The organism is Clostridium sp. (genome assembly GCF_036781005.1).
Taxonomy (GTDB): domain Bacteria; phylum Bacillota; class Clostridia; order Clostridiales; family Clostridiaceae; genus Clostridium_B.
In genome coordinates this window covers 20,190-45,514 of sequence record NZ_DAIQBT010000006.1, presented here as the reverse complement: position 1 = coordinate 45,514, position 25,325 = coordinate 20,190, and the positions used below count along the sequence as shown (strand labels likewise).

At 29.6% G+C, this 25,325-nt stretch carries 23 protein-coding genes and 2 other annotated features; of the genes, 4 read left to right on the top strand and 19 right to left on the bottom strand.

Annotated features, from left to right (window positions below; genetic code table 11):
* Positions 1 to 25 precede the first annotated feature (25 nt).
* Both ileS and V7Q02_RS03685 read right to left on the bottom strand, forming a co-directional pair.
* Entirely contained in the window at positions 26 to 3,130 is a 3,105-nt protein-coding gene (gene ileS, locus V7Q02_RS03690; protein ID WP_333859625.1) for an isoleucine--tRNA ligase, read from the bottom strand.
* Positions 3,131 to 3,275: 145 nt separating this feature from the next.
* Positions 3,276 to 3,499, bottom strand: a binding site (T-box leader).
* A gap of 83 nt (positions 3,500 to 3,582) precedes the next feature.
* Positions 3,583 to 5,388 (bottom strand): N-acetylmuramoyl-L-alanine amidase, encoded by a 1,806-nt coding sequence (locus V7Q02_RS03685; protein ID WP_333859624.1) that lies wholly within the window; start codon positions 5,386 to 5,388, stop codon positions 3,583 to 3,585.
* Between the two features lie 225 nt (positions 5,389 to 5,613).
* Here V7Q02_RS03685 and V7Q02_RS03680 point away from each other — a divergent pair, with 225 nt between their 5' ends.
* Positions 5,614 to 6,246 carry an MBL fold metallo-hydrolase gene (locus V7Q02_RS03680; RefSeq protein WP_333859623.1) on the top strand — a complete coding sequence of 211 codons (633 nt, stop codon included), beginning with the start codon at positions 5,614 to 5,616 and terminating at the stop codon, positions 6,244 to 6,246.
* A 63-nt stretch (positions 6,247 to 6,309) separates the two neighbouring features.
* Here V7Q02_RS03680 and V7Q02_RS03675 read toward each other — a convergent pair whose 3' ends face one another.
* From V7Q02_RS03675 to V7Q02_RS03665, 3 genes are all read right to left on the bottom strand, one after another.
* Positions 6,310 to 6,675, bottom strand: a complete 366-nt coding sequence (locus V7Q02_RS03675) for an ArsR/SmtB family transcription factor (RefSeq protein ID WP_333859622.1) — start codon at positions 6,673 to 6,675, stop codon at positions 6,310 to 6,312.
* A 34-nt stretch (positions 6,676 to 6,709) separates the two neighbouring features.
* A complete protein-coding gene (gene nrdG, locus V7Q02_RS03670; RefSeq protein WP_333859621.1) occupies positions 6,710 to 7,234 on the bottom strand; it encodes an anaerobic ribonucleoside-triphosphate reductase activating protein in 525 nt (174 codons plus the stop codon).
* 142 nt (positions 7,235 to 7,376) lie between these two features.
* Complete coding sequence (locus V7Q02_RS03665) at positions 7,377 to 9,482, bottom strand: anaerobic ribonucleoside triphosphate reductase (RefSeq protein WP_333859620.1); 2,106 nt, start codon at positions 9,480 to 9,482, stop codon at positions 7,377 to 7,379.
* Positions 9,483 to 9,745: 263 nt separating this feature from the next.
* Between V7Q02_RS03665 and V7Q02_RS03660 the strand changes: the two genes are divergently transcribed.
* On the top strand, positions 9,746 to 9,937 hold the full coding sequence (locus V7Q02_RS03660) for a hypothetical protein (RefSeq protein ID WP_333859619.1): 192 nt from the start codon (positions 9,746 to 9,748) through the stop codon (positions 9,935 to 9,937).
* Between the two features lie 102 nt (positions 9,938 to 10,039).
* Here V7Q02_RS03660 and V7Q02_RS03655 read toward each other — a convergent pair whose 3' ends face one another.
* The 12 genes from V7Q02_RS03655 to V7Q02_RS03600 all read right to left on the bottom strand — a co-directional run bounded on the left by V7Q02_RS03655 (position 10,040) and on the right by V7Q02_RS03600 (position 21,572).
* Positions 10,040 to 10,228 (bottom strand): ferredoxin, encoded by a 189-nt coding sequence (locus V7Q02_RS03655; RefSeq protein ID WP_333859618.1) that lies wholly within the window; start codon positions 10,226 to 10,228, stop codon positions 10,040 to 10,042.
* A 163-nt stretch (positions 10,229 to 10,391) separates the two neighbouring features.
* Complete coding sequence (locus V7Q02_RS03650) at positions 10,392 to 11,240, bottom strand: hypothetical protein (protein ID WP_333859617.1); 849 nt, start codon at positions 11,238 to 11,240, stop codon at positions 10,392 to 10,394.
* A gap of 115 nt (positions 11,241 to 11,355) precedes the next feature.
* Positions 11,356 to 11,952 carry a hypothetical protein gene (locus tag V7Q02_RS03645; protein WP_333859616.1) on the bottom strand — a complete coding sequence of 199 codons (597 nt, stop codon included), beginning with the start codon at positions 11,950 to 11,952 and terminating at the stop codon, positions 11,356 to 11,358.
* A 4-nt stretch (positions 11,953 to 11,956) separates the two neighbouring features.
* Positions 11,957 to 13,264 carry a DUF7922 domain-containing protein gene (locus V7Q02_RS03640; RefSeq protein ID WP_333859614.1) on the bottom strand — a complete coding sequence of 436 codons (1,308 nt, stop codon included), beginning with the start codon at positions 13,262 to 13,264 and terminating at the stop codon, positions 11,957 to 11,959.
* A gap of 91 nt (positions 13,265 to 13,355) precedes the next feature.
* Positions 13,356 to 14,201 (bottom strand): 16S rRNA (adenine(1518)-N(6)/adenine(1519)-N(6))-dimethyltransferase RsmA, encoded by an 846-nt coding sequence (gene rsmA, locus V7Q02_RS03635; RefSeq protein WP_333859613.1) that lies wholly within the window; start codon positions 14,199 to 14,201, stop codon positions 13,356 to 13,358.
* Positions 14,194 to 14,754, bottom strand: a complete 561-nt coding sequence (gene rnmV, locus V7Q02_RS03630) for a ribonuclease M5 (RefSeq protein ID WP_333859612.1) — start codon at positions 14,752 to 14,754, stop codon at positions 14,194 to 14,196. Before rnmV ends, rsmA begins: the two co-directional genes overlap by 8 nt.
* A 434-nt stretch (positions 14,755 to 15,188) precedes the next feature.
* A complete protein-coding gene (locus V7Q02_RS03625; RefSeq protein WP_333859611.1) occupies positions 15,189 to 16,244 on the bottom strand; it encodes a ubiquitin-like domain-containing protein in 1,056 nt (351 codons plus the stop codon).
* 366 nt (positions 16,245 to 16,610) lie between these two features.
* The gene (locus tag V7Q02_RS03620; RefSeq protein WP_333859610.1) at positions 16,611 to 17,384 is read right to left on the bottom strand and encodes a TatD family hydrolase; all 774 of its coding nucleotides are present in this window, start codon (positions 17,382 to 17,384) and stop codon (positions 16,611 to 16,613) included.
* A 136-nt stretch (positions 17,385 to 17,520) separates the two neighbouring features.
* A complete protein-coding gene (metG, locus tag V7Q02_RS03615; protein ID WP_333859703.1) occupies positions 17,521 to 19,476 on the bottom strand; it encodes a methionine--tRNA ligase in 1,956 nt (651 codons plus the stop codon).
* A 37-nt stretch (positions 19,477 to 19,513) separates the two neighbouring features.
* Positions 19,514 to 19,760: a binding site (T-box leader), on the bottom strand.
* 22 nt (positions 19,761 to 19,782) lie between these two features.
* The gene (locus V7Q02_RS03610) at positions 19,783 to 20,361 is read right to left on the bottom strand and encodes a uracil-DNA glycosylase (RefSeq protein ID WP_333859609.1); all 579 of its coding nucleotides are present in this window, start codon (positions 20,359 to 20,361) and stop codon (positions 19,783 to 19,785) included.
* 87 nt (positions 20,362 to 20,448) lie between these two features.
* Positions 20,449 to 20,967, bottom strand: a complete 519-nt coding sequence (locus V7Q02_RS03605) for a spore maturation protein (protein ID WP_333859608.1) — start codon at positions 20,965 to 20,967, stop codon at positions 20,449 to 20,451.
* A gap of 29 nt (positions 20,968 to 20,996) precedes the next feature.
* Positions 20,997 to 21,572, bottom strand: coding sequence for a nucleoside recognition domain-containing protein (locus V7Q02_RS03600; protein WP_333859607.1), 576 nt, complete (start codon positions 21,570 to 21,572; stop codon positions 20,997 to 20,999).
* Between the two features lie 190 nt (positions 21,573 to 21,762).
* On the opposite strand from V7Q02_RS03600, the gene V7Q02_RS03595 reads away from it, so the two are divergent.
* Positions 21,763 to 22,005: a metal-binding protein gene (locus V7Q02_RS03595; RefSeq protein WP_333859606.1), complete on the top strand. Its 243-nt coding sequence runs from the start codon at positions 21,763 to 21,765 to the stop codon at positions 22,003 to 22,005.
* Between the two features lie 79 nt (positions 22,006 to 22,084).
* Here V7Q02_RS03595 and V7Q02_RS03590 read toward each other — a convergent pair whose 3' ends face one another.
* Together V7Q02_RS03590 and V7Q02_RS03585 are read right to left on the bottom strand one after the other, a co-directional pair.
* Positions 22,085 to 23,578 carry an N-acetylglucosaminidase gene (locus V7Q02_RS03590; RefSeq protein WP_333859605.1) on the bottom strand — a complete coding sequence of 498 codons (1,494 nt, stop codon included), beginning with the start codon at positions 23,576 to 23,578 and terminating at the stop codon, positions 22,085 to 22,087.
* A gap of 39 nt (positions 23,579 to 23,617) precedes the next feature.
* Positions 23,618 to 24,493 carry a polysaccharide deacetylase family protein gene (locus V7Q02_RS03585; protein WP_373844394.1) on the bottom strand — a complete coding sequence of 292 codons (876 nt, stop codon included), beginning with the start codon at positions 24,491 to 24,493 and terminating at the stop codon, positions 23,618 to 23,620.
* A 653-nt stretch (positions 24,494 to 25,146) separates the two neighbouring features.
* On the opposite strand from V7Q02_RS03585, the gene V7Q02_RS03580 reads away from it, so the two are divergent.
* Positions 25,147 to 25,308, top strand: a complete 162-nt coding sequence (locus V7Q02_RS03580) for a hypothetical protein (RefSeq protein ID WP_333859603.1) — start codon at positions 25,147 to 25,149, stop codon at positions 25,306 to 25,308.
* Positions 25,309 to 25,325 lie beyond the last annotated feature (17 nt).

Here is a 25,325-nt window from a genome sequence, read left to right as displayed (position 1 = left end):
AATTACTTTATTACAAGACAATCCACTATTTTAATACTTCTACTGCAATATTAAGTTTTTCTCCATTAATATTACAATCACTATATTCTCTATTTTCATTGTAAACAACTTCTACTGCAAGAGTTTCTTTTTTAATTTCAACTTCAAACTTTTTAATTACCTTTTCAAGATTTTCATTATTTGAAATATACAACTTTATTTTATCTGCAACTTCAAATCCACTTTCTTTTCTCATGTTTTGTATTTTACTTAATATCTCTCTTAGGTTTCCCTCCTCTTTAAGTTCCTCTGTAATTGTAGTCTCTAAGACTATTCCTTTACTTCCCTCTCCAGAAAAAGCAAAACCTTCCAATCCTTCCATGGTAATAAGTAGATTTTCTGAATTCAATTCTATTTCAGTTTCATCTATTTTTATTTTTACTACTTCATTATTATTTATTTTGCCTGCCAAATCCATCTGATCCATGGAAGATATACTTTGTTTTATTTTAGGTATCATTCTTCCATATTTTTTCCCTAGTACAGGAAGATTAGGTTTTATAGTAAAATTAACATATTTTGATAGATCTGCATTAAAAACTATACTTTTAATATTCAACTCGCTTTTTATTATCTCACCATAATACTTAGGAAGTGATTTTACACTTACAAGCATCTCAGATAATGGCTGTCTATTTTTTATATTTGCTGCATTTCTAGCGCTCCTACCCAATTTGACTATTTTATAGCATTCCTCCATATTCTTTTCCAAGTCATTGTCCACTAGACTTAAATTATACTCTGGCCATTTACATAAATGTATACTTTCCGGTACATCTTTATTTAAATTCAAAACAAGATTTTGATAGATTTCCTCTGTCATAAATGGTATAAAAGGTGCTGCAATTAAACATAATTTATTCAATACATTATATAAAGTTACATAAGCTCCTATTTTGTCTTCTGTTAACTGTTCATTCCAAAATCTAGTTCTATTTCTCCTTACATACCAATTTGAAAGTTCATCTACAAAATCACCAATATTTTCTGCTGCCTGCGTAATTCTATAGCCATCCAAACTTTCCTCTGTCTTTTTTATTAGCGAATTCAACCTTGAAATAACCCATTTATCCATTACATTTTCACTTGCAAAATCAGAATATTCTAAAGGATTAAATTTATCCAAATTTGCATAAAGTACATAAAAAGAATATACATTCCAAAGTGTTCCTAAAAATTTTCTCTGACTATCTTGAACTGCTTCTTCATAAAATCTAGATGGAAGCCATGGAGCACTTTCTGTATAAAAATACCATCTAGTAGCATCTGCCCCTTCATTTTCAAGTACTACTTCAGGACTCAATACATTTCCCTTATGTTTTGACATTTTAAGACCATGTTTATCTAATACGTGACCTAAGACCAGACAATTTTCAAAGGAACTTTTGTCAAACAATACTGTAGATATAGCCATAAGAGTATAAAACCATCCTCTAGTCTGATCCACCGCCTCAGAAATAAACTGAGCTGGAAAATTTTTTTCAAAAAGTTTCTTATTTTCAAAAGGATAATGATGTTGTGCAAAAGGCATGGATCCTGAATCAAACCAACAATCAATTACTTCTGGTACCCTTTCCATTTCTCCCTGGCATTTATCACATTTTAATTTAACTTCATCTATGTATGGTTTATGAAGTTCTATATCATCTGGTACATTAATTCCTTTTTTCTTAAGTTCTTCAATACTTCCTATACATTCTCTATGCCCACACTTACATTCCCATATAGGCAGCGGAGTACCCCAGTACCTTTCTCTGCTGAGTCCCCAGTCTATCACCCCTTCAACAAACTTTCCAAATCTTCCTGTTCTTATATTATCGGGATACCAATTTGTGTCATTAGTATTTTTAATAAGTTTATCTCTCATGGCTGACATTCTAATAAACCAAGTGTCTCTTGGGTAATATAAAAGTGGAGTATCACACCTCCAGCAAAATGGATAAGAGTGAGTAAATTTTTCTGCTTTATACAATATATTTTTATCTTTCAAATATGCTATTATTTTGGGATCCGCATCTTTTACAAAAAGTCCTTTCCAAGGAATAACTTCATCTTTGAATTTTCCTTGCGTAGTTACAGAATTTATCATAGGTATATCGTATTTCATGCATGTAATACTATCATCCTCACCAAATGCCGGCGCAGTATGCACAACTCCAGTACCATCTGTAAGAGTAACATAATCACCATGAACAACATAGTGAGCCTTTCCTTCAAAAGATGTGAAATTAAACATAGGTTCATACTCTATTCCTAGCATTTCTTCACCTTTAAATTTCCTCACAACTTCATATTCCCCTTCTAACTTTTCGAGAAGTCCTTCTGCTAGTATCAAGTGCTCTCCATTATTAACTACCTCTACATAATCATAGCTTTTATTTATTGTTAGAGCCATATTATTAGGTAATGTCCACGGTGTTGTAGTCCATGCCAGAATATATTTATCTTCATTTTTAATTTTAAATTTAATATACACAGATGTTTCTTTTACATCTTTATATCCCTGTGAAACCTCATGTGAGGAAAGGGCAGTACCACATCTAGGACAGTACGGTACTATTTTGTGACCTTTATACAGGAGATCCTTATCCCATATTTGTTTTAAAGCCCACCATTCAGATTCTATGTAATGGTTGTGATAAGTTACATAAGGGTTATCCATATCAACCCAGAACCCTATCCTGTCAGACATTTTTCTCCATTGACTTACATAAGTAAAAACACTGTCTTTACACTTTTTTATAAAATCCTCTACTCCATATTTTTCGATTTGAGGTTTCCCCGAAATTCCAAGACTTTTTTCAACTTCTAGTTCCACAGGAAGCCCATGGGTATCCCAACCTGCCTTTCTTAAAACCTTATATCCTTTCATAACTTTATATCTGGGTATAAGATCCTTGATAACTCTTGTCAAAACGTGTCCTATGTGAGGCTTCCCATTAGCAGTTGGAGGTCCATCATAAAAAGTAAAATATTCTCCGTCTTTATTAGAATTAAAGCTTTTTTCCACCACTTTTCTGTCCTGCCACAATTTTAAAATATCTTTTTCCATTTGTACAAAACTTTTATTATTATCAATTTTTTTATACATAAATTGAACTCCTTTCATCTTTAATGTTAATTTTTTACCACTTACTTTGTTTTATACACGAGTTAAACATGCTATTTAAAATGCATATAGTTATATTCAAATTTAAATTAGCTCTTAGATTATTTAAAATAAAAAAACTTCATCCAAATAGGACGAAGTTAAATTCGCTATACCACCTATGGTAATTCTAGAACACTAACATGGTATTCTATAACGCAGAACTACGTAAGAATTTAATCAGATAGTTAAATACTTTTCAATTCTCAAACTCCCAGGTGATTTTCTCTAAGTTACCCTACGGATTCTCACCAGTGGCCGCTCTCTGTAAATGATATAAACTCAAATACTTTTCCTGTTCAAAGTTTTTAAAATGTTTACTATTGAATTTTTCTCTATTATATTATATGAAAATTTTATTGTCAATTTATTTACAACAAAATTTAAAAACTCAATTAGTATCCCAGTGCCTTTAGTATACCATCAGCTATAGCTTGTGCAAATTTAGCTCTGTATTCATCACTACTTAATTTTGCCGCATCATCAAGATTTGTTACAAAACCTAATTCTGTTAATACTGCAGGTGCAATTGTATTCCTTGTAATATAAAACCAACTTCCATCCTTTAACCCCCTATTATATGTTCCAACCTCTTCTATAATACTATTTTGTATATATGTGGCTAACTTTTTACCTTCTTCATTCCCTGTATAGTATAAAGTTTCTGTACCATTAGCTGAAGGAGCATCAAAGGCATTAGTATGGATACATACAAAATATCTAGCATTTGCATTATTTGATATGTCACAACGCTTTTGAAGACTCTCTGTGATACTCATTGGAGTAGCACTCATATCTGTCGTTCTGGTATATACTACATTTACTCCGTGCTCTTCAAGTATTTTACCTGTCTTTAACCCTACTGCCAGTGTGATATCATCTTCTTGTAGCTCATTTATACCAGTGGCACCTACATCACTTCCCATTCCATGCCCCGGATCTATGACTACTACAGGAGCCGTATTTGAAGGCGGTGTCTGATGAACTTTTGCAACTATGGTTAAAGTAAGAATTATTTGCTTTCCATACCCTGCAACAGTACCTTTATATGTAAATGTACCTGTTTTAAAAGAGTCAACTTTCTCTGAATCCCATATAATCCCCAATTTTTGAATAGATCCATTGCTCATAGTAGCTTGTACACTAAGTGGAAGAGAATAGTCATCTCCTTCGGTTATCTGACTGGCTAGATCTGATATGGAGCTTACCGTTAAATCTTTATCTTCATTTAATAAATCTAAAGACTCCAAAATTCCATTTGCAATAGCAGATGCACTTTTGTTTTGATAATCGCTACTTCCAAGTAAGCTGCTTTCCTCAGAATTACTCATAAATCCCAACTCCACCATAACTGCCGGTGATACGGTTCCCCTCAGTATTTCATGTTGAGATTTGCCTTCTTTTATTCCTCTATCCACACTGCCAGTGTAACTTACCATTTTACTTTGTATATTTTGGGCAACATTTTTAGCTTCATCACTATAAGTTGAATAATAGTTTTCTATTCCCTTTACTGCTGAACTTTCCGCATAAGTGTTACAATGTATTGTAACAAATAAATCTGATTTTGCATTATTTGCTATATCAAAACGAGATTTCAAATCAGAACTGCTGTCCCAAGAAATAGTATCATTTTTTCTGGTATACACTACGTTTATTCCACTTTGCTCAAGTATATTCCCTACTTTTAATGCCACAGATAAATCTACATCCTTCTCATTTAAACCTAAATCACTAACATTTCCCTTATCATTTCCTCCATGACCTGCATCAATGGTAACCGTATATTTTGAATTAGTATTAGAGTTGGAATTGGATTTCACATTAAATTGCATTTTAGACTCACCATAACTTTTACCACTTATGGACTTTAATCCACTTTTCACAATTAAATTGTAGGTTTTACCGTAGGAATACTGAGTTTTAGGTGTACCTACTAGATCGCTGCCATTACTGGACAGTTGTACAGATATTGGTACAGAGTTTCCATCAATATCTGCAACTACTATATTTGAATCATTTACCGTACTCTCATCTAGCTGCATATTAAACTTTATTTTCCATGATTTATCAATTTCTATGTCCTTTCCTATAATTGTTCCATTATATGCAGAAGCATGAACTATACTGATTTTTATAAAAGCCACAAACATAAATATAAAGCTTAAAAGCATAATTCTATAAATTTTTGTATCTCTCAAAAAATCACCTCCTTATCATAGATTTCTAGATAATAAGATTTTAAAGTCTGCATCTATAAAATTTTCCATGTAACATATACTATTATAATATAAAAAAGGTTAAGTTTATAGATTTTTATAAATAAAGTTAACTTCATTTAAATATTAACTTTAATACAATTTATTTTTTATATCAATTGCCATAATCTTATTTTAAAAACATATACAAAGGAAGGAAAAAATTTTATGGAAATACAATGGATAGCTCATTCTTGTTTTTTATTTAAAAATTCAAAAGGAAAAAAGCTCTTAACAGATCCTTTCGATGAAAGCGTTGGATATAATACTTTTCAAGGAGATGTAGACATAATCACCACAAGTCATAACCACTTCGATCACTGTTATACTGAAAAAATAAAATATAAAAATCTTATAAATACTGCAGGTTTCTATAAGCTATTTGAAATGAATATTTGGGGCATACCTTCTTACCACGACAAGGTACAAGGTGCTAAAAGAGGAGAAAATATAATATTTATTATAGAAATGGATGACTATAGAATATGTCATTTAGGCGATATAGGTTACATATTAACTGAAAATGAATTAAAGAAACTAGGCAATATTGACATACTTTTAATTCCTATAGGAGGTAATTTTACTATAAACGGCAAGGAAGCTGCCAAATTAGCAAAAGCTATCAACAGTCATATAGTAATTCCCATGCATTATAAAACTTCCTGTTTGACCTTCGAACTCGAGGGATTAGAAGAATTTCTTAAATACATGAAGAACGGAAACAGAATTAAAAGTAATATCCTAAAGATAGAAACCAAACTATCCGATTATAATGTAGTTACTATACTTAATTTTACATGAAATACAAGGCACAATCAGCTTTAAATAAAAAGATTTCTAAAAATTTTTAAATCTTTAGAAATCTCAATTATGCCTTACATGTTCTAATCCTGCATTAAATAATCTATCTATATGTTCATCATCTAAGGAGTAATAAATTGATTTTCCTTCTCTTCTGAACTTGACTAATCTTGCAGTTTTTAAAATTCTTAATTGATGGGATATGGCAGATTGACTCATTTGAACTACTTCTGCTATATCACATACACATAATTCTTTTTTAAATAAAGAATATATTATTTTAATCCTTGTATAATCGCCTAATATTTTAAAGAGGTCTGATAATTTCATGAAGGTTTTTTCACTTAACATATTTTCTTTTACATATTCTATATTTTGATTATTAATTTCATTACAAGAACAAATTTCTGCACTCGAATCATCTTTCAAAAATATCACCTCACTATGAAATATTATATTATATTTATCTATAATTTTTCAACTTAAAGTTCTCAATTATAATATTACCATACTGTAAACTTTTCTTAACATCAATAATTCTTTGATTTTTCGAGCCTCTAAATTTTAAGCTCTTATCTTTTTTATCTTCTTCAAATTTTCCATCTACTAATACATCTATATTCCTTAATAACTCTTGCCAGTACTTATTATCCACATTATTTAATATATATTCAAACGTATACCCTGTATAACACCATATATTCAAATTTAATTCTTTAATTTTATAAGCCATATAAGCAAAAGCTTCTGCTTGTTCAAAAGGATCTCCTCCTGAAAAAGTAACTCCTTGTATAAGGGGATTGTTCCTTATATCGTGAATTAAAACATTTATATCTTTTAATTCTCCTCCTTTAAAAGAATGAGTGGATGGATTAAAACATCCTTTGCAATTATGTCTGCACCCTTGTGCAAAAAATACTCTCCTCATGCCAGGTCCATTTACAAGACTTTCATAAGCAATACCTGCTAACCTAACCTTATTATTCACTGTTATTCCACTTCCTTTATTAAAATATATAAAATCAAGTGATTCTTAGGCTCAGATGGAGTTTGCTTATAAGGAATACCTTTTCCATCTGAACCTTATTAACAGTATTCTTAGTGTCTTTAAGCACTTAAAATACATTATCCTAATGATAAACTGATTTATTGCTCCCCTGTGATATTCTGTCTTTCCTCTCTGCAGTTTTTCCTGTTCCAAATCTTTCATCCAGGGATAAATATCCTGTTACTCTGGATATACCTTGTATATTATTACTGCCACAATAAGGGCATTTATTCTCGCCATGTAAATAAGCACCACATTCCCTACAATACCTTATGTGGAAATTTATTCCCAAATAAGATATATTTGTATTATTATAAGCATAGTTAATTATATCTCTAATAACTTTCTCTGATGGATAATCATCTATTTCTATATAACTTATATGCCCTCCATTACAAATTTTATGATAAGGAGCTTCAATATCTATTTTATCTTTTATAGATATTGGAAACCCTACAGGTATATGATAAGAATTAGTATAATAATCTTTATCCGTTACCCCTTGTATTTCTCCAAATATTTTCTTATCCTGTAATATAAATTTTCCACTTAACCCCTCTGCAGGTGTAGCATAGCAACTCCAATTCAAATGAGTCTGTTCTATAAATATATCTGTATACTTTCTTATATGGGAAATTATTTTCACTCCAAGTTCCCTTGAATTTTCATCTTCCCCATGATGTTTCCCATTTAATGCGGTTAATGTCTCTGCAAGCCCAATAAATCCTATAGCCCAAGTGCCTTGTTTTAATATAGGCTCTATAGAATCATCTAATTTTAAATTCTCGGAGCCTTTCATAAGCCCTTGGCCTACTACAAAAGGTAAATCTTTAACCTTTAATCTCTTTAAAATATCATACCTGTGCATTAGAGATTCTTTAGCTAAATTCAGCCTATTATCCAATAACTCAAAAAACTTATCTATATTCTTTTTAGCTATAATTCCAAGCCGAGGTAAATTGATTGTTACCGGAGCTATATTTCCTCTCCCTTTTGTCCCTGGTTCTCCATTTACGTTTGAACAAACATAAGTTCTGCATCCCATGGTAGCAGGTATTACATCTCTATCATAATACATTTTATTAAAATCAGCATCTAAGTTCATGAAAGTAGGATTCATCCTCTTTGAGGCCACCCTACATGCAATTTTAAATAAATAGTAATAAGGATCATCTTGTTCTTTATTTACTCCCTTTTTAACTCTAAATATTATGTTAGGAAATATAGGTTGTTCTCCCTTTCCCAAACCTTTTTCATATTCAGTTAAAAATACCTCACATACTAAAGCAGCATCTTTAGATTTAGGTATACCTAAATTTATTGAACTAAAGGGCACTTGTGAACCAGCCCTTGAATGCATAGTATTTAGATTGTAAATTATCCCCTGCATTGCCTGCTCTACATTTTTTCTCAATCTCTTTTCTGAAATATCTTTTATCCTATACTCTTCCACTCCTACTTCCCTAAGATACTGTATTATCTCTCTTCTCGTAGGTTCCACAAAAACAGCCATATCATTATCAAAATCAGGGTGAGATTGTCCTCCAAACATGTCATTTTGAGATGATTGCAATAATATACAGGAAAGTTCCGCTGCAGACTCTATTCTCTTTGGAGTTCTAATATTTCCATACCCTGTATTAAAACCAAATAAAAGCATTTCTTTAGTTGGTATATGAAGACAATTTATAGTTAAATTATAACTATCTAAGTCATGATAATATATATCCCCATTTTCATGAGCTTTTGCTAGATATTTAGGCATAGTGCCTAAATTATGCCACTTATTTGATTCACTAGCTATTCTAAGCAACTTAGAACTAAAGTTATTTCCCACATTAGCATTATCCCTATCTGTTTCTACACCTATTCTGTCAATAACTTTCATAAGCTCTGACTTTATATCTCTTATTTTAGTTCTTTCATTCCTATAATTTGAATATACCAGCCCTATTTTTCTATGGCCATTTTTTAAAAGAACTTCTTCAACTATATTTTGTATTTCCTCTACATCCATTTCTTTTACATTAAGTTTTTCTATTTTCTTTATAACTTTTTGAGTTAAATCTATAAAGTCGCTCTCTTTTAATTCACAGCCTATTTCTTCTGATGCACTTTTTATAGCATTGGTTATTTTTATAGAATTAAATTCTACTTTTCTACCATCTCTCTTCACAACATGTAGCATACATCGTGCCTCCTAACCACCATATATTGTGTATGTGTCTTATCCATTATACTATTTAAAATTTAAAATATCAATTTTGCAATTTAGCTTTATCACAATTTAACAAACTCACCAAGTTATATTTCTTCCATTTCTTTTAATTATTATCCCTAAGTGGTACTTGATATTTTTTTATGCATCATATAGCAAAATATGCATAGTAATTAAATACATAGTTAACACTAAATAAAATGGTAAATTAAACTTTGAGGAGGAAACATTTTATGATTGGAGAGATAATCGATATGAACATTTCTTATGCTCTTGTAAGTTTTCAAGACGGAACTACTAAGGACATAAGCATTACTTACCTGCCTTCAAATTCAAAAATAGGTGATAGAGTAAATATAAATCCTAGTTCTTCACCTATTTTAAATGATAAATTAAATAACATACATACTATGAATATATTTTAAGAATCAAAACAATAAAAACTGTGTATAAACCCTTTTAAAATATTAATTTAAATACTTCATGATAAATTTATACACAGTTTCTCATTAAATTTTATCGCAATGCTATTCTACTGTAATAGCAGAAACAGGACAACCTTCTGCTGCTTCTTTAGCAGAATTCTCAGAGGTTTTTGGTACATCACTTTCTGTAGCTACTGCTTTTCCATCATCATCCATATCAAATACCTCTGGACATACCTCTGGACACAATCCACAACTTATACAGGTAGCTTTATCAACTAATGCTTTCATAAATATCATCCCTATATTAATTATATAATATAATTAATACATACTGGGATTTTCACCCCTTTCATCTATAATCATGAAATTATAAAACATACTTTCTAACGTTAAGAAAGCTTATTTTAGTATTCTCAAAAATATAATTTATTATAGATGAATTAAAATTATTTTAAAATCCCTCTAGTTTATCTTCAGATATGGTAACATTCCATCTCCCATTTTCATAGATATCCTTTATGTAGTATACTTTCTCACTTTTCTTTTTTACATCCCAAAATTTAATAGTAGCTTTATAAAGTGTAGTTTTATATCCTTCCGTTTTTACTGTAACCCACACATCATACTTTTCCTTATCATTATTTCCAATATTAGCATTTTTAAATTTATCAGTAAGTTCAGATTTAAATTCCTCTAAATCTGTAGATAATATAAACCTTGCTGCATCTATATCTTCATTAAAATTTATACCAATTTTTTTATCCTTATCCTTGAAATATTTATTTAATGTTTCTATTATAGAACCATAATACACCTCTGTAAAATTACTTGGAGGCATTCTTATGTTCCAGAAACTATTTATTATATTATTATCTATCCTCTTTTGTACTATATATATTTGCTTTCCATTATAGAGGTTTCCTGCTTCATCCTTATCCATCCCTGCTACATAGGAAAACTTATGACTCTTATTATTTGCATCTATTATTTCCAGTGTGTAATCTGGCTTCAGAGAAGATTTTTTAGACACTTTCTTAGCTGAAGACAAAATTTCGTATAAATCTTTAATAGTATCTTGATCAGTAACTACAAATTTAAATCCTTGATCTCTGGTACTTTGAATAGTTATTTTTTTTACCTTACCTTGCTTTATGTACTCAAAATCAGAATTTTTCAATCCAACTTTTACCTCTAATTGATCTAACTTACTACATCCACATAATAAAAATATCCCTATTAAAATTATTAGTATAGAAAACATATTTATTCTTTTTTTTATATACCTACCTATTACCTTCATATCTTCACCTACTGTTAACAATATTAAAAAATCTCTAAATAATTATATCACATTTAAATATAAAAAATCCCTTCCATAATGATAAACTGAAAGGGAAGAATTATACGTACCTCTATTATTTATATTCTAGTGTTTTAACAATAGTCTCAAATATAGTTGGCATATTTTCTTTAAAATCCGACTCATTTACAAAAAAAGAAAATCTACAAAATTGAGTTCCCTTTTTCAAAAAATATTCTATACCTTTATAACTATCTCCCACTTCCTTTGTAATGGTATATTCAATTAAGCACCCATCATTTCCATTAATTTCAATTTCATTTATACGATAATTTTTATATAAATTCTGTTTTTGAGATATAACTTTACTGTTTTCTAAAAATGATTTTAAACTTCCATTTAAATTCCATACCTCAACAAATCCTCTTATTTTGTTATCCTCACTTTTAAAATCACTATGGTATAATATCTCATTTCCACATATATCTTGACTTTTAGAAGACCACTTAGAAGGCAGTTTATACTTTAATTTACTTTCCATTCCTTCATACTGAGTTAAATATTTTATATTATTTTGCATAAGAGCTGTAAACTTTAATTTCATATCGAAATTTTTTTCAAGACCTAATAGGATTATCATAAGACCTATTATAATTATTGTAACTCCAAGTTTTCTCTTATTTATTACTATTGATTTAATAATTGGTGCCATAATTTCACTTTTTTACTGGTATGACTATGGTGTTTGTTTTAAAATCATAGAACATTAACCAGTATCCCATTTTATCCTTACCGTCTTTAGGTATCCATGTAACAAATCCTGATTTTCCTCCATAGGGCTGATCTTTCTTACTATTAGTTCCTGGTATACCATATATCAAATATTTTACTCTATTATTATTATCAAGTTTATATCCCGTTAAATAGTGGAAGTGTTTCTTTACATAAGGATAATATCCTATCATAGGATAGTAAACTAAAGCATATCTATTGTAATCGTCCATATTATACATGTCTTCTATAGAATTTACAGGTACTTTGTACCACTTACACCTTTTTAATTCTTTATTTAAATTCTTTATTTCTTTAAATCCATGTACAAGCTTATTGAAAAAATTCCCCTGTGAGTTTCTTGTATACCCTCTTTTCATGCACCTGTCTTCACATTTATTATCACTTGATTTTAGCCCATCACAATAATTTTCTACAGAATTTTCTACACATAGAGAGTCTTCTTGTGGTTCCTGTTTTAAGACTGTATTTTCATCTTTAAGATCCTCTCTTATTTTTGATTCAAATCCATCCTCTGATATGGGTTCTTCTTCTTCTGCAAAGGCCTGCTTACTTTTTTGGTTATCTTCCTTCTCCTGATTGTTTTCAACTTCTTCTAAAAGCTGCTTGTCTTCTTCATTATCCTTTTCAATTTCATCTTTTTCTCTATCACTTTTAGCTCTTTCTATGCTCTCTTCATACTTATCAAATATACTTTTTTCATTATTTTCCGCAGATTTTTCTACCACTTCATTTTTGTCTATTTCATCTTCACTTATTTTATTTTCATCTTGTTCCACATAATTCTCTGTTTCATTCTCTTTATCTTCTATTAACTCAAAAGATCTCCAATTTGGTATTTCAGTACTTGAGAATCCACTCATTACAGGTATTATATTGTTATCTAACATTCTAACTATAGCAGCTCCCGACACCTTATCCATAGATATTCCACTTCCTGCTATATCATTTATGTCATATTCATAAAATGTATCTGCTCTTCCATAATCATCTATGTTCATTTCACCAATTTTAATTATATTTTTTATACCTTTTTTATTGCATATTAGCATCATATAATAAGGAGTTTTCTCTTTTTTTAAATTTTGTACGTAATAAGATATTTTGCATTTGTCATTTTTCGTTTCCAATTTTGCATATCCTGAAGCAATCTTGTCAGAAGCTAAAGAGTATCCTTTTTCATCTTCTTGTAATATTATAAAGTATCTACTATAACTCTTTTTTTGTGCCAACTTCTATACCTCCATATATTATCTTCATTATAATATATGAGATAACTCTCAAAAAGTGAACAAATAGTTTTATCCTCAATTAGAAAACATATTATAAGCCACTTGTTAATTCATATATACAATCTGATAATATGCCAAACTCTTCTATAGAAAGAGTTTCTCCTCTTCTTTTCGGATCTATTCCAGCTTTATCAAAGGATTTTTCCATATACTGCCTTGATAGTTTCAGTGATTTTAAGGAATTCCACAAAGTCTTTCTCCTCATATTGAAAGAACATCTTATTACCTTAAAAAATAAATCTTCACTTTTAACCTTAACTCTAGGATTCTTCAATTTAGTTAACTTTATAACTATAGAATCAACTTTAGGTGACGGAATAAAGGCATAAGGACTGACTTTTCTAATTACTTCTACATCACAATAATATTGAACCAACAAAGAAATAGCTCCATACTGCTTACAATTAGGTTCTGATGCTATTCTCTCACCTACCTCTTTTTGAATCATTATAGTCAAAACTTTAAAATTATATTTATTATTTAAAATCTTAGAAATAATGGGAGTAGTAATATAATATGGTAAATTAGCTACAATTTTAACACTTGATTCATCTTTTATTATTTTATCAAAATCTGTTTTTAGTACATCTTTATGTATTAATTCAAAGTTAGAATAACCCTTTAACTCTTCCTGTAATATAGTAATTAAATCCGAATCCAGTTCTATAGCACAAACTTTTTTAGCTCTTTTTAAAAGTTCTTTTGTTAATGTTCCAACTCCTGGCCCCACTTCTATAACAAAATCATCTTTATTTATATCTGTACCTTCTAATATGTCCTCCAACACTGAATTGTCTATTAAAAAATTTTGTCCCAAATTTTTTGAAAACCTAAAATTGTATTTTTCCACTATTTCCTTAGTAGATAAATTATTCATCTTCTCTCCCCTTCATTAGATTACTTACTTTATCCATAGCTTTTTTAAACTCATCCCTTACTATTCCATAATTATTCAATCTCTTTAGAAATTGAGATGCATTACAATATCCTATGCCTAATTCTCTCCCGAGCATATCTCTTTTTACCCTAGATTTTATATTTCCTGTAAGTTGAAAAAACACCATATCTTCCATCTTGAATTCTTTTCTTTCTTCTTTTAATTCACATTTAGCATTTTTTAGGGCAGTAATTATGGTATCAGGTGATGCATTTTCAATACCAATATTTCCGTTTTTTATCCCATCTTTTTGAGATATATAGGCATGCTTTATTCCCTTAACTCTTTTAGATATAATTTTTCTTATTTTTTCCCCTGCAAAATCAGGATCTGTCATAACTATTACACCTTGTCTATTTTGAGCTTCTTTTATCTTATCAATAACTTTGTTATTTATTCCAAAACCGCCTACAGCTATTAATTCTGCATCTACAGCTCTTTTAACTGCAGATATATCATCTTTTCCCTCAACAACTATTACTTCTTTAATCATATGTCCCCCCACTATCATATAGTTTTTTATTCGAAAACTACCATTGTTAACACCCCCATCTTCTTCAAAGTGGGGGAATAAACACTTCTACACTCCTTAGTAAATTCTTCCCCTAAAGGATAAACGTATTCTAAGTGTTAAAGACACTAAGAATAGTTCAGATTACGATACGTATTCCTTATAACTCATATTCCGCACAATGATTTTCATATTTACGATATTTAAATTTTAGACTTAAGAATTCGTTAATTATTAATGGATTAATCTAAAAATATAGATAAATATTCGCAAGTTAATACCACATAAAGGTAAAAACTGCATACAACTATAAAATAATTTATATTTTCATGCATTCAGCGGAATATGAGTTATAAGCAAACTCTGCCTGAGCCTAAAAATCATCTGATAAAAAGAAAAAATAGGAGCACATGCCCCTAATCCATAACATAAACATTAATCCATTGCACACCCCAGTCATTCGCTTCAGAAGCAGAATCAAAAAATAAATCTACCCTATCACCTTTAATAGCACCACCTGTATCTTCAGCTATGGCATATCCATATCCCTCTATATAAAGCTTGGTGCCAAGTGGTATAACTCTAGGATCCACTGCCACAGAACTATAACTTCCACTACTTCTTCTGGCTACAGTTCCTGTAGCCGTTATGCCAAAGTCTGGATGCCCAGGTCCCTTGCCTGTACTTTCATAATCTGCAGTATATGCGGTTGCCTTCATATGCAAAGATTTAGCATAACTAAAGTTCCCTCCTCTAGAAAAAGTATGATTACCATTTAATGCTCCTACTGCTACTACTTGCTGTACTGGTTCTTTCTTTACAATTTCACTTATAACCTTTCTGGAGACTTCCTTACCATCTTCATATATTATTCTGGTAATGGTCTGCTTCTCTCCATTTTGCCCCTCTTGTAAAACCTTTTTTTTCCCACTTTCAACTTCACTATCATTTTTTATAACTATATTATAGTCTATATTTGTAATCTCTTCTATGTCTTTAGTTTTTACCCTAGTCACTGTTACTTCTAATCCTTTTTTAATTGCATAGTTTCTAGATGGATATACTTTATCAAGATTTGAAAGTTTAATTTTTTCTGCTCGTAACATATCTTCTACATTATGTTCAGCAGATTTTATATCTAACTTTCTTCCATCTACTTTTACTTTAACTAATACTGCTCTTGTAATTAACAATTTACTTTTATCTTTCACTCTACTGTCTAGACTAGGCTTTACTTTATCCTTTGATCCTAATTTAATTCCATTATTTTCCAAAACATCTTTGTAAGTACCACTAAAAGTAACAACTTTTTTGTCACTGCCATCTACTGAAATAGTTATAGTTTTTATCATGCTAAATATTGTTAAACTTATAACTACTAAAATTATTGTTAAACTTATAACTATAATAGATTCTATCTTAGGACCATCGGAAAAATATTTCTTTAAGTAAGTTTTAAACCTTTCCACCATAAAAATACCTCCTCTGGGCAAGCGCGACATACCTCATTATAAACGGATCTTAAATTTATGTCAAATACAGCCCAGGATAAATTGTAAAATATTCTAAATGCAGCTTTGTGCATAAATTATAAATAAAAAATATTTATTTATGATACCAGTGTTATTAGTTAATAAAATATAAATTTATACCTAAATTTTAGATAAATAGATAATTTATGCTTAAATACAAAACCAAATTACATTTCAAAATTACAATTTATGTTATTTCAAGGTGGTACTATTGTGATCTTATTACATATTATTCTAAAAATATATTTTAAATTGCTCATTAGGTAACCAATGGATATAATTATAGTATATTCATATTTATAAATATTATGTTAGATTAAGAAGATGTTTAGTATTGGCAATTGTTGCCTTGCTTACTTCTTCTTCTGTAATTCCTCTTATCTCAGCTATTTTTGATATAATAAACTTCACATATTCTGATCTATTCCTTTTTCCCCTAAAAGGTACCGGAGCCATATATGGACAATCAGTTTCCACCAAAATTCTATCCATAGGTATTTCTCTTACTACATCTAGTGATTTTTTTGCATTTTTAAAAGTCACTACTCCAGTAAAACCTATATAATAGCCAAGCTTTATACATTCCTTTGCAAATTCTACACTTCCTGAAAAGCAGTGTATTTCTCCAACAACACCTCTGAATTGTTTTATTATATCTAAAACATCTTTATGTGCTTCTCTATCATGTATAATTACAGGAAGATTTAGTTCCTTTGCTAGCTCCATTTGTCTTATAAATACAGATTTTTGTACTTGCCTAGGTGGATTTTCCCTATAATAATAATCAAGACCTATTTCTCCAATAGCCTTTACTTTTTTGTTTTGAGACATAATTTTCAACTCATTTTCTATGCTATCATCAAATTCATCTGCAAATTCTGGATGTATACCCACCGCTGCATAAAATATATCATGTTCCTCTGCTAATTTAACAGAAGTTCTGGCACCTTCTATAGAAGAGCCACAATTTAACACTCCAATTATATTATTTTTTTTTAATTCATTTATCAGTATATTCCTATCGCTATCAAATTGTTCATCATCATAATGTGCATGCGCATCAAATATATTCAACTTCATACTGCCTCCTTAGCTTTTTTAAAATCAAATTCCTCCCAGATCTAGATGAAGGAGAGGCTCCAACATCTAAACCTAAGAATCTTTAATCGCATTTAAAAATACTATATTTTCATCATAAACTCATTATAACTACATATTATTTTACTATGCTTCCAGTAGGAAGTTCCCCTGGAATAGATACTGTAAATAACTGATCCTCATCTTCTGAAGCTGCACACAATATCATTCCTTCTGAAAGCTCTCCTTTTAATTTTACTGGCTTTAAATTTGCTACAACTACCACGTATTTCCCTAAAAGTTCTTCTGGCTTATAATATTTAGATATACCCGACACTACCTGCCTTTTTTCCTGTCCTAATTGAAGCTTGAGTTTAAGCAGTTTTTTAGAACCTTTTATAGATTCGCACTCCAACACTTTTGCTACTCTAAGATCTAATTTTTCAAAATCATCTATAGTTATTTCTTCTTTTATGGGTTTTATTTTAGTATCCTGCAGAGCACTCTTTTCCTCTTTTAACCTATTTAACTCTTCTATCTTTTTATCCACATCTATTCTAGGAAATAATATATCTCCCTTATTTATTTTAGTTCCTGAACAAGTTCCATCAAAAGAAGCTATGCTGTCCCAAGATGTAACCTCTACATTAAGCTGCTTATATATTTTTTCACTGGTGTCAGGGAGAAATGCCCAAAGACATACAGATATTATTCTCAATGATTCCGATAAATTATAAAGTACTGTTCCCAATCTATTCTTTTTATCTTTATCCTTAGCTAATATCCATGGAGTAGTTTCATCTATATATTTATTAGTTCTTGATACAAGTTCCCATATGTTATCTAAGGCCTCTGGTATTCTTAAATGATTCATATGTTTTTCCATTTTTGCAGGCGTATCTAAAGCTAAACCTATAAGTTCATCATCTATAGCTTCTTTTTCTTTTGGTGACGGCATAATACCCTGAAAATATTTTTCTATCATGGTACAAGTTCTCGATAATAAATTTCCTAAATCATTAGCTAAATCCGAATTAATCTTCTTTATAAATATTTCATTATTAAACAATCCATCGGCACCAAAAGGAATCTCTCTAAGCAAATAATATCTAACCGCATCTGCACCAAAATGATTTACTAAAACTACAGGATCTACCACATTTCCCTTAGATTTTGACATTTTTCCTCCGTCTACTAGAAGCCAACCGTGTCCAAATATTTTCTGTGGAACTTCTTCTCCTAAAGCCATAAGCGTTATAGGCCAATAAATTGTATGAAATCTCAATATATCTTTACCTACCAAATGTACATTTGCCGGCCAGTATTTTTTATATAAATTATCATTTTCACTGCCATATCCTAATGCTGTTATATAATTTGCCAAGGCATCTATCCATACATATATTACATGCTTGTCATCAAAAGTTACAGGTATTCCCCAATCAAAAGAAGTTCTAGACACACAAAGATCCTGAAGGCCTGGTTTTAAAAAATTATTTAACATTTCATTTTTTCTAGACTCCGGTTGTATAAAATCTGGATGAGTTTCAATATGTTTTATAAGGGCAGGTGCATACTTTGACATTTTAAAAAAGTAAGCTTCCTCTTTAGCTTTTTCCACTGTTCTGCCACAATCAGGACATTTCCCGTCTACTAATTGAGTTTCAGTCCAAAAAGATTCACAGGGAGTACAATACCATCCTTCATAATTTCCTTTATATATATCACCTTTATCATATAGTTTCTTAAATATTTTCTGAACTGCTTCTATATGATATTTTTCTGTGGTTCTTATAAATTTATCATAACTTATATTCATTATTTCCCATAAATCTTTAATTCCTGCTACTATTTCATCTACATACTCTTTAGGAGTAACTCCTTTAGCCTCTGCCAATCTTTGAATCTTTTGTCCATGTTCATCTGTACCTGTTAAAAACATTACATCATAGCCTGTAATTCTTTTAAATCTAGCAAGAGCATCTGCTGCAACAGTAGTATATGTATTTCCTATATGAAGATTTGCCGATGGATAATAAATGGGGGTAGTAATGTAATATGTTCCTTTAGTCATGTTTATATCTCTCCTTTTTATATAAAAATAAAAAACCTCTATATGAAAATATCTTTCATATAGAGGCGTAAACTACGCTTTACCACTCTATTTCATCTTTATCTCACAATAAAGACATCTATAAGTAACTAACATTACTTTTCAATATAACGGTTGCTGCCGTACCATCCTAATTATTAATTCTACTACTTCAAATGGTATACTCCAGAGCCATATTCATAAATCATTTTGTTTTCGATTTTCACCAACTTATCGACTCTCTTTGCACAAAATCAATTTACTACTCTTTCCTTCATGGTATTTAACACTATAATATGTCATATACTTTTATATGTCAATATTTTTCATCTGAAAAATTTCTTCATATTTTCTTTTTATATCTTTTAAGTCTTGCCAAAATAAAGGTTTTTTATTCTCATCCCTCAATATGGCAGAAGGATGAAAAGTAGCGGTTATATAAAATCCTTTTCTTTCAACCCATTTTCCTCTATCCCTAGTAATTCTCCAATCTTTTCCTAATATACAACTCATTGCAGTAGCTCCAAGACAAACTATTATATTAGGTTTTATAAGTGCTATCTGATTTCTCAGGTAAGGAAGACATTCCTTTTCTTCATCTTCATGAGGAGTTCTATTGTTTTTAGGTCTGCATTTACAAACATTACATATATAATAATCTTTTTTTCTATACAAATTCAATGCTTCAAGCGCTTTAGTTAAAAGCTTCCCTGCTTTTCCCACAAAAGGTACCCCAACTCTATCCTCATCTGCTCCAGGGGCTTCTCCTATGAATACCAAACCTGCTTTAGGATTTCCATCTCCAAAAACCATATTTATTCTGCCATCGCCTAAACCACATTTATTACAATTTATACATTCTTCATATAACTCTCTCCACTTCAACAACTCTAATCTCACCTCAAAGTACCATTATAAGTTATATTATACAACTAAAAGCTTAAAATAAATACATTATTTTTATACAAAATCTGATTAAAACATAATTTTAACTACTGCTACCGCTGCTATCACTGATACCAGATCTGCCATTATAGCCGCCCAAAGAGCATGTCTTATTTTTTTTATTCCCACTGCCCCGAAATAAACCGTCAATGTATAAAATATAGTTTCTGTGGAGCCCATAATTACAGAGGCTACCCTGCCTATGTAACTATCTGTTCCAAAATTACTTAATATTTCACTAAATACCCCAAGAGCACCACTTCCAGATAAAGGTTTTATGAATACAAGAGGTACAACTTCTGCTGGAATACCTATAAAATTTACTATTGGTTTTATAAATCCTATAAAATAATCTAAAGCTTTAGATTCCCTAAATACTCCCACAGCTATAAGCATTGCAAGCAGATATGGAAATATTTTTACACATATAAAAATACCCTCTTTAGCTCCTTCCACAAAGCAATCATATACCTTAACCTTTTTTACTATACCATAAGTAATTATAGAGACTATAATTATAGGAATTATACTCTTTATTATGTAGTTCAAAATTTTCCTCCTTTTACTTATCTTATTTATCAGAAATATTTATCCATTATTTTACAGCACATTACTCCCACTATCGCCGCTATAGTAGTGGTAATTACAGCTGGTATTATTGTTTCTGCAGGGTTCTTTGAACCCATGGCAGCCCTGATAGAAATGACTGTAGTAGGTAAAAATTGTATACATGCTGCATTTAATACCAAAAAAAGTACCATATCATCACTAGCTTCTTCTTTTTTATTATTTAAACGGCTCAATTCCTTCATTGCTTTTATGCCAAAAGGAGTAGCTGCATTTGACAGCCCCATCATGTTAGCTGTAATATTCATAACTATTGCACCCATAGCTTTTTCATCTTTAGCAGCTTTTTTAAACAATAGTTTTAATATTGGCTTCATAAGCTTGGCTATTTTATATGTAATCCCACTTTTTTCTGCTATTTTCATTATCCCACACCAAAGACACATTATTCCCACAAGATTTATTATAAGCTTTACGGTTGAATCTGAAGAAGCTATAATAGACTTAGATATTTCCCCGCCTCTACCGCAGACAATCCCAAATATTATTCCAAAAGCCAAAATAAAAAACCATATAATATTGATCATAATTAACTCACTTTCTATCTTTAAAAATTGTTATAAAAATTATTTTACTTCTACATAATTAATATATGATGATTGTTACATATAAAATTCCTATTTAAAATATATAAAATTTATATTGAAAATATTTTTTAATAATGTTAGTATTTTTCATATGATGTTTTTATAAGAATCACTTAATGGGAGGTAAAAAATGATATTTAAAGATATAATGAAATATATAGAAAGTGAATATTCAATTATAAATTATACTCCTTGTAAAATATGTGGTGGAAATTACATAGTAAAATATTCAAATGAGATTTTGATTGATAATATTCCTTATGATATATGTCAATGTGTATGCTCCAACTGCGGTTATGAAAAGATCTTTCAATTTTGTGCACCCTTTTTAAAAGAAACTCTTCCTATGAACATAAAAGCTATGTTAAATTAAAAACTTTAGTTTTAGAATAAATAAAAAAACACTATGAAACTTAATTTATCTCATAGTGTTTTTTTATTTCACTAAAATTTTATTTTAATTTAGGTATTTCAAATTTCAATTCAGTATTAGACTTTGAAGATATCTCTTTTATTCCATTTATTATATTTGGAATTTGCTTATATGCCCAAGCTATATCTGTAGCATATTGATGTTCCCCTGGATTCGCAGGATTCCATCTCATCTTATAGAGGGTATCCTGATTTCTTTCAGGGTTATTTATATATTTAGAAGCTATCCAAGCTGTTCCTCCTGAAATGGCTTCTTCTGGAGTAACCCATCCATTATCATATGCCGTTTTGGTACCATTGATTAGTGGATTATCATCAGTAGCTCCTATACCAAAAAAATTATATACTGGCTCTCCGTATATATAACTACCGCTACCATCAACAGCTCCTCCCGTAGCCAATTTTGAGGTCCCATTCCCCGTCTCAAGCATTGCATGCGATACCAAATAAGCCACACTTATATTATTGTCTTTAGCTGCATTTAAAAACGCTTGTCCCATTCCCTCGAAAATTCCTTTGTCTTCCAAATAATTATTTAAATTCTCTACTTTAATTCCCTCAGAATATGTAAGTTTTAAAAACTGGTATTTTCCATAGCCATCTAAAAAATTATCTGGATTGACATAATACCCTATTTGATTTTTAGTTGCAGCATTATCCATTACATTAGTTTCTACAAAAACTGGTCTACTATATGAATTAAACTGTTTTTCTACCATATCATCCAAAGTAACATCGTATTCTACATATTCATTATTATCATTATTAACACTATTTATGCATCTAAAGTAATTTACTACATAATTATCATAATCTGTATTCACATCCTTATGTGCTCCTGTTACTCCTTGTCTTTTTACATATATAATTACCTTATACTTCTCTCCATTAGTTCCTGAATCCAATGTACTTGTTGCTGTTACTTTCCCCTCTGGCGCAGTGGTATATCCTTTAGTAAGTTCTGTATATACTCCACCTTCTCCCGACTGTTTATTTACAAAAACCCTATATTCAACATCTGCTGTATCAGAACTTACCAAAAACCCTTGATATTGAGATGATAATAAAGGTGTATATTCAAATTTACTGGAAGTTATTTTGGGAAGTTCTGAATAACTTGTGCCATCTGAATATTCATTTATTGTTGTAAATTGAAGGCTTATCGGACTAGATAAGTTCTTACCTGAAATTGATTCAAGTCCAGTTCCTATAATTATGTTATACGTTTCACCAGGATTATATCCCGATACCTTAGGATTTATTATTATGGTACTTAAATCACTTCCCTGGTTTATCACCACCGGTACCTCCATATTGTTTTTATCCATAACCTTTATGTTAGTATTATTTACAGTAGTTGTCTTTAATTCAATATTAAATTTAACAGTCCATTCTTTATTAGTATTAATGTTCACCCTAGGTTCTGTCAGAGAAGAACTTGCATATGCTTTAAATTGAAAAAATGTCATAAAAAATAATATCATCAAAATAGATACCTTTAGCCTCTTATTCAAAATTATCCCCCCTAAAAATATGATTATAATAAATTTTATTTAATTTGAAACTTCATACTGACTATTTGTCAGCCTTCTTTTAAATTCATCCATATTATGATTATTACTGACATAAACTCTATTTAGAGTATATATTCCCTGATTTTTATTGGACCATCCTCCTACAGTAGTAAAAGCCATATTGTATCCTGCTGATTTCGCCGCTTTTAAAGTATCATCGTTCCATTTTCCATAGGGGTATGCAATATATTTTACTTCCTTCTGTAGAATCTCTTCAAGGAATTCTTTGGAGTCTTTAAGAGTATTTATTTGAGCATCATAATCCAGACTGCTTAAATTATCGTGATTTAGAGTATGACTTTCAATATCTATATTAGAATTAGACATCTCTTTTAATTCATCAGAAGTTAAAAACTCTTTTTCTTTATCTATAGCACTTGTAATTACAAATACAGCAGCTTTATAACCAAATTCTTTTAATATGGGAAAAGCATTTTCATAATTATCTCTATAACCATCGTCAAAAGTTATAATTACAGACTTATTTGGTATTGGAGTATTTTCTGTTAAAAAATTATAAAACTCATCCAAACTAAGTGTGGTATATCCATTATCTTTTAAGTATTGCATTTGCTGCCTAAATTTTTCTTTTGGAATTCTAAGTTCATTTCCTTCTTCATAAGCTATAGAATGATAATATAATACAGGTATAGATTGTGAGTTGTATATTAAATTACTTTTTGTAGAGTCATTACCTTTATCTGCAGATTTATTAGTATATTGATTCTTCTTATTACTTTCAATTTGATTAGAATTTAATTTTTCAGTTACATTACTTTTTTTTTTCCCATCTATAAATAAAAACCTGGTTTTATAAATCACAAATATTCCAGATAAAACAAATAATATTATCATTAATTTAATTAAAATTTTTTTTATATTATTTTCCATTTTCACACTTCCATGTTAAAATATACTTAATATTTTACGAATTATACACATTATCCACAGCCACCTGTGGACAACTTCTTATTTTCATGCCAACATTATCCTATCTAATAATACTTTTACGTCGTTAAAAAAATACTTACCATATGAATATCATAATTTTGAAAATTTTTTATATATATACACCTATACTATAAAATCTTTATTTAATGTAAATTATACTAAAAAATTATTAATTTGTCTAAATTTAATTAACCATATTCAACATACATATATATCTAAATGTAAGAATAACTTTGATATTTAAATTTAAAAATAAATATTATCTGTATTTATTTAAAATAATAGTAACTAAATTGTCTCTATTACCATATACTATTAATACCCACACAGTTACAAAGCTCATATATTAAAACTAACATTTCCTCGTACAAAAAATATACCTTTTTATCTCAAAAAATTAAGAGGATTAATTGTCCTCTTAATTTTTTACTTTAATGACATATACTTTAATTTTTCACTAAAATAATTTTTATATTTCTTATAATTTTATTAACATTTGTTTGAATTTATGCTATTATTTAAATTAAGTAAATATTTTATGAAAGGTGGGGTTATTTATGAAAAATAACGTTACCAAAGTAGATTTTTCAAAAAATAAAAGAACTGAAAAGAAGATATCATTTTTCTCACTAAAAAAATTTTTCATAGGTATTTTTGGTTCTAAAAAGGCTAAAAAAGAAAATAACAAAATAATTCCATATTCTCGTTATATATCCTAGGTGCCTAATGATGCACC

Bases quoted from the DNA above. Each gene is read 5' to 3' on its own strand.
- V7Q02_RS03580 (WP_333859603.1), top strand. From the start codon at position 25,147: ATGAAAAATAACGTTACCAAAGTAGATTTTTCAAAAAATAAAAGAACT.
- V7Q02_RS03655 (WP_333859618.1), bottom strand. From the start codon at position 10,228: ATGAAAGCATTAGTTGATAAAGCTACCTGTATAAGTTGTGGATTGTGT.
- rnmV (WP_333859612.1), bottom strand. From the start codon at position 14,754: ATGATTAAAGAAGTAATAGTTGTTGAGGGAAAAGATGATATATCTGCA.
- V7Q02_RS03620 (WP_333859610.1), bottom strand. From the start codon at position 17,384: ATGAAGTTGAATATATTTGATGCGCATGCACATTATGATGATGAACAA.
- V7Q02_RS03680 (WP_333859623.1), top strand. From the start codon at position 5,614: ATGGAAATACAATGGATAGCTCATTCTTGTTTTTTATTTAAAAATTCA.
- V7Q02_RS03625 (WP_333859611.1), bottom strand. From the start codon at position 16,244: ATGGTGGAAAGGTTTAAAACTTACTTAAAGAAATATTTTTCCGATGGT.
- V7Q02_RS03645 (WP_333859616.1), bottom strand. From the start codon at position 11,952: ATGGCACCAATTATTAAATCAATAGTAATAAATAAGAGAAAACTTGGA.
- V7Q02_RS03650 (WP_333859617.1), bottom strand. From the start codon at position 11,240: ATGAAGGTAATAGGTAGGTATATAAAAAAAAGAATAAATATGTTTTCT.
- rsmA (WP_333859613.1), bottom strand. From the start codon at position 14,201: ATGAATAATTTATCTACTAAGGAAATAGTGGAAAAATACAATTTTAGG.
- V7Q02_RS03665 (WP_333859620.1), bottom strand. From the start codon at position 9,482: ATGCTACATGTTGTGAAGAGAGATGGTAGAAAAGTAGAATTTAATTCT.
- V7Q02_RS03595 (WP_333859606.1), top strand. From the start codon at position 21,763: ATGATATTTAAAGATATAATGAAATATATAGAAAGTGAATATTCAATT.
- V7Q02_RS03600 (WP_333859607.1), bottom strand. From the start codon at position 21,572: ATGATCAATATTATATGGTTTTTTATTTTGGCTTTTGGAATAATATTT.
- ileS (WP_333859625.1), bottom strand. From the start codon at position 3,130: ATGTATAAAAAAATTGATAATAATAAAAGTTTTGTACAAATGGAAAAA.
- V7Q02_RS03660 (WP_333859619.1), top strand. From the start codon at position 9,746: ATGATTGGAGAGATAATCGATATGAACATTTCTTATGCTCTTGTAAGT.
- V7Q02_RS03585 (WP_373844394.1), bottom strand. From the start codon at position 24,493: ATGATAATATTATTTGTTTTATCTGGAATATTTGTGATTTATAAAACC.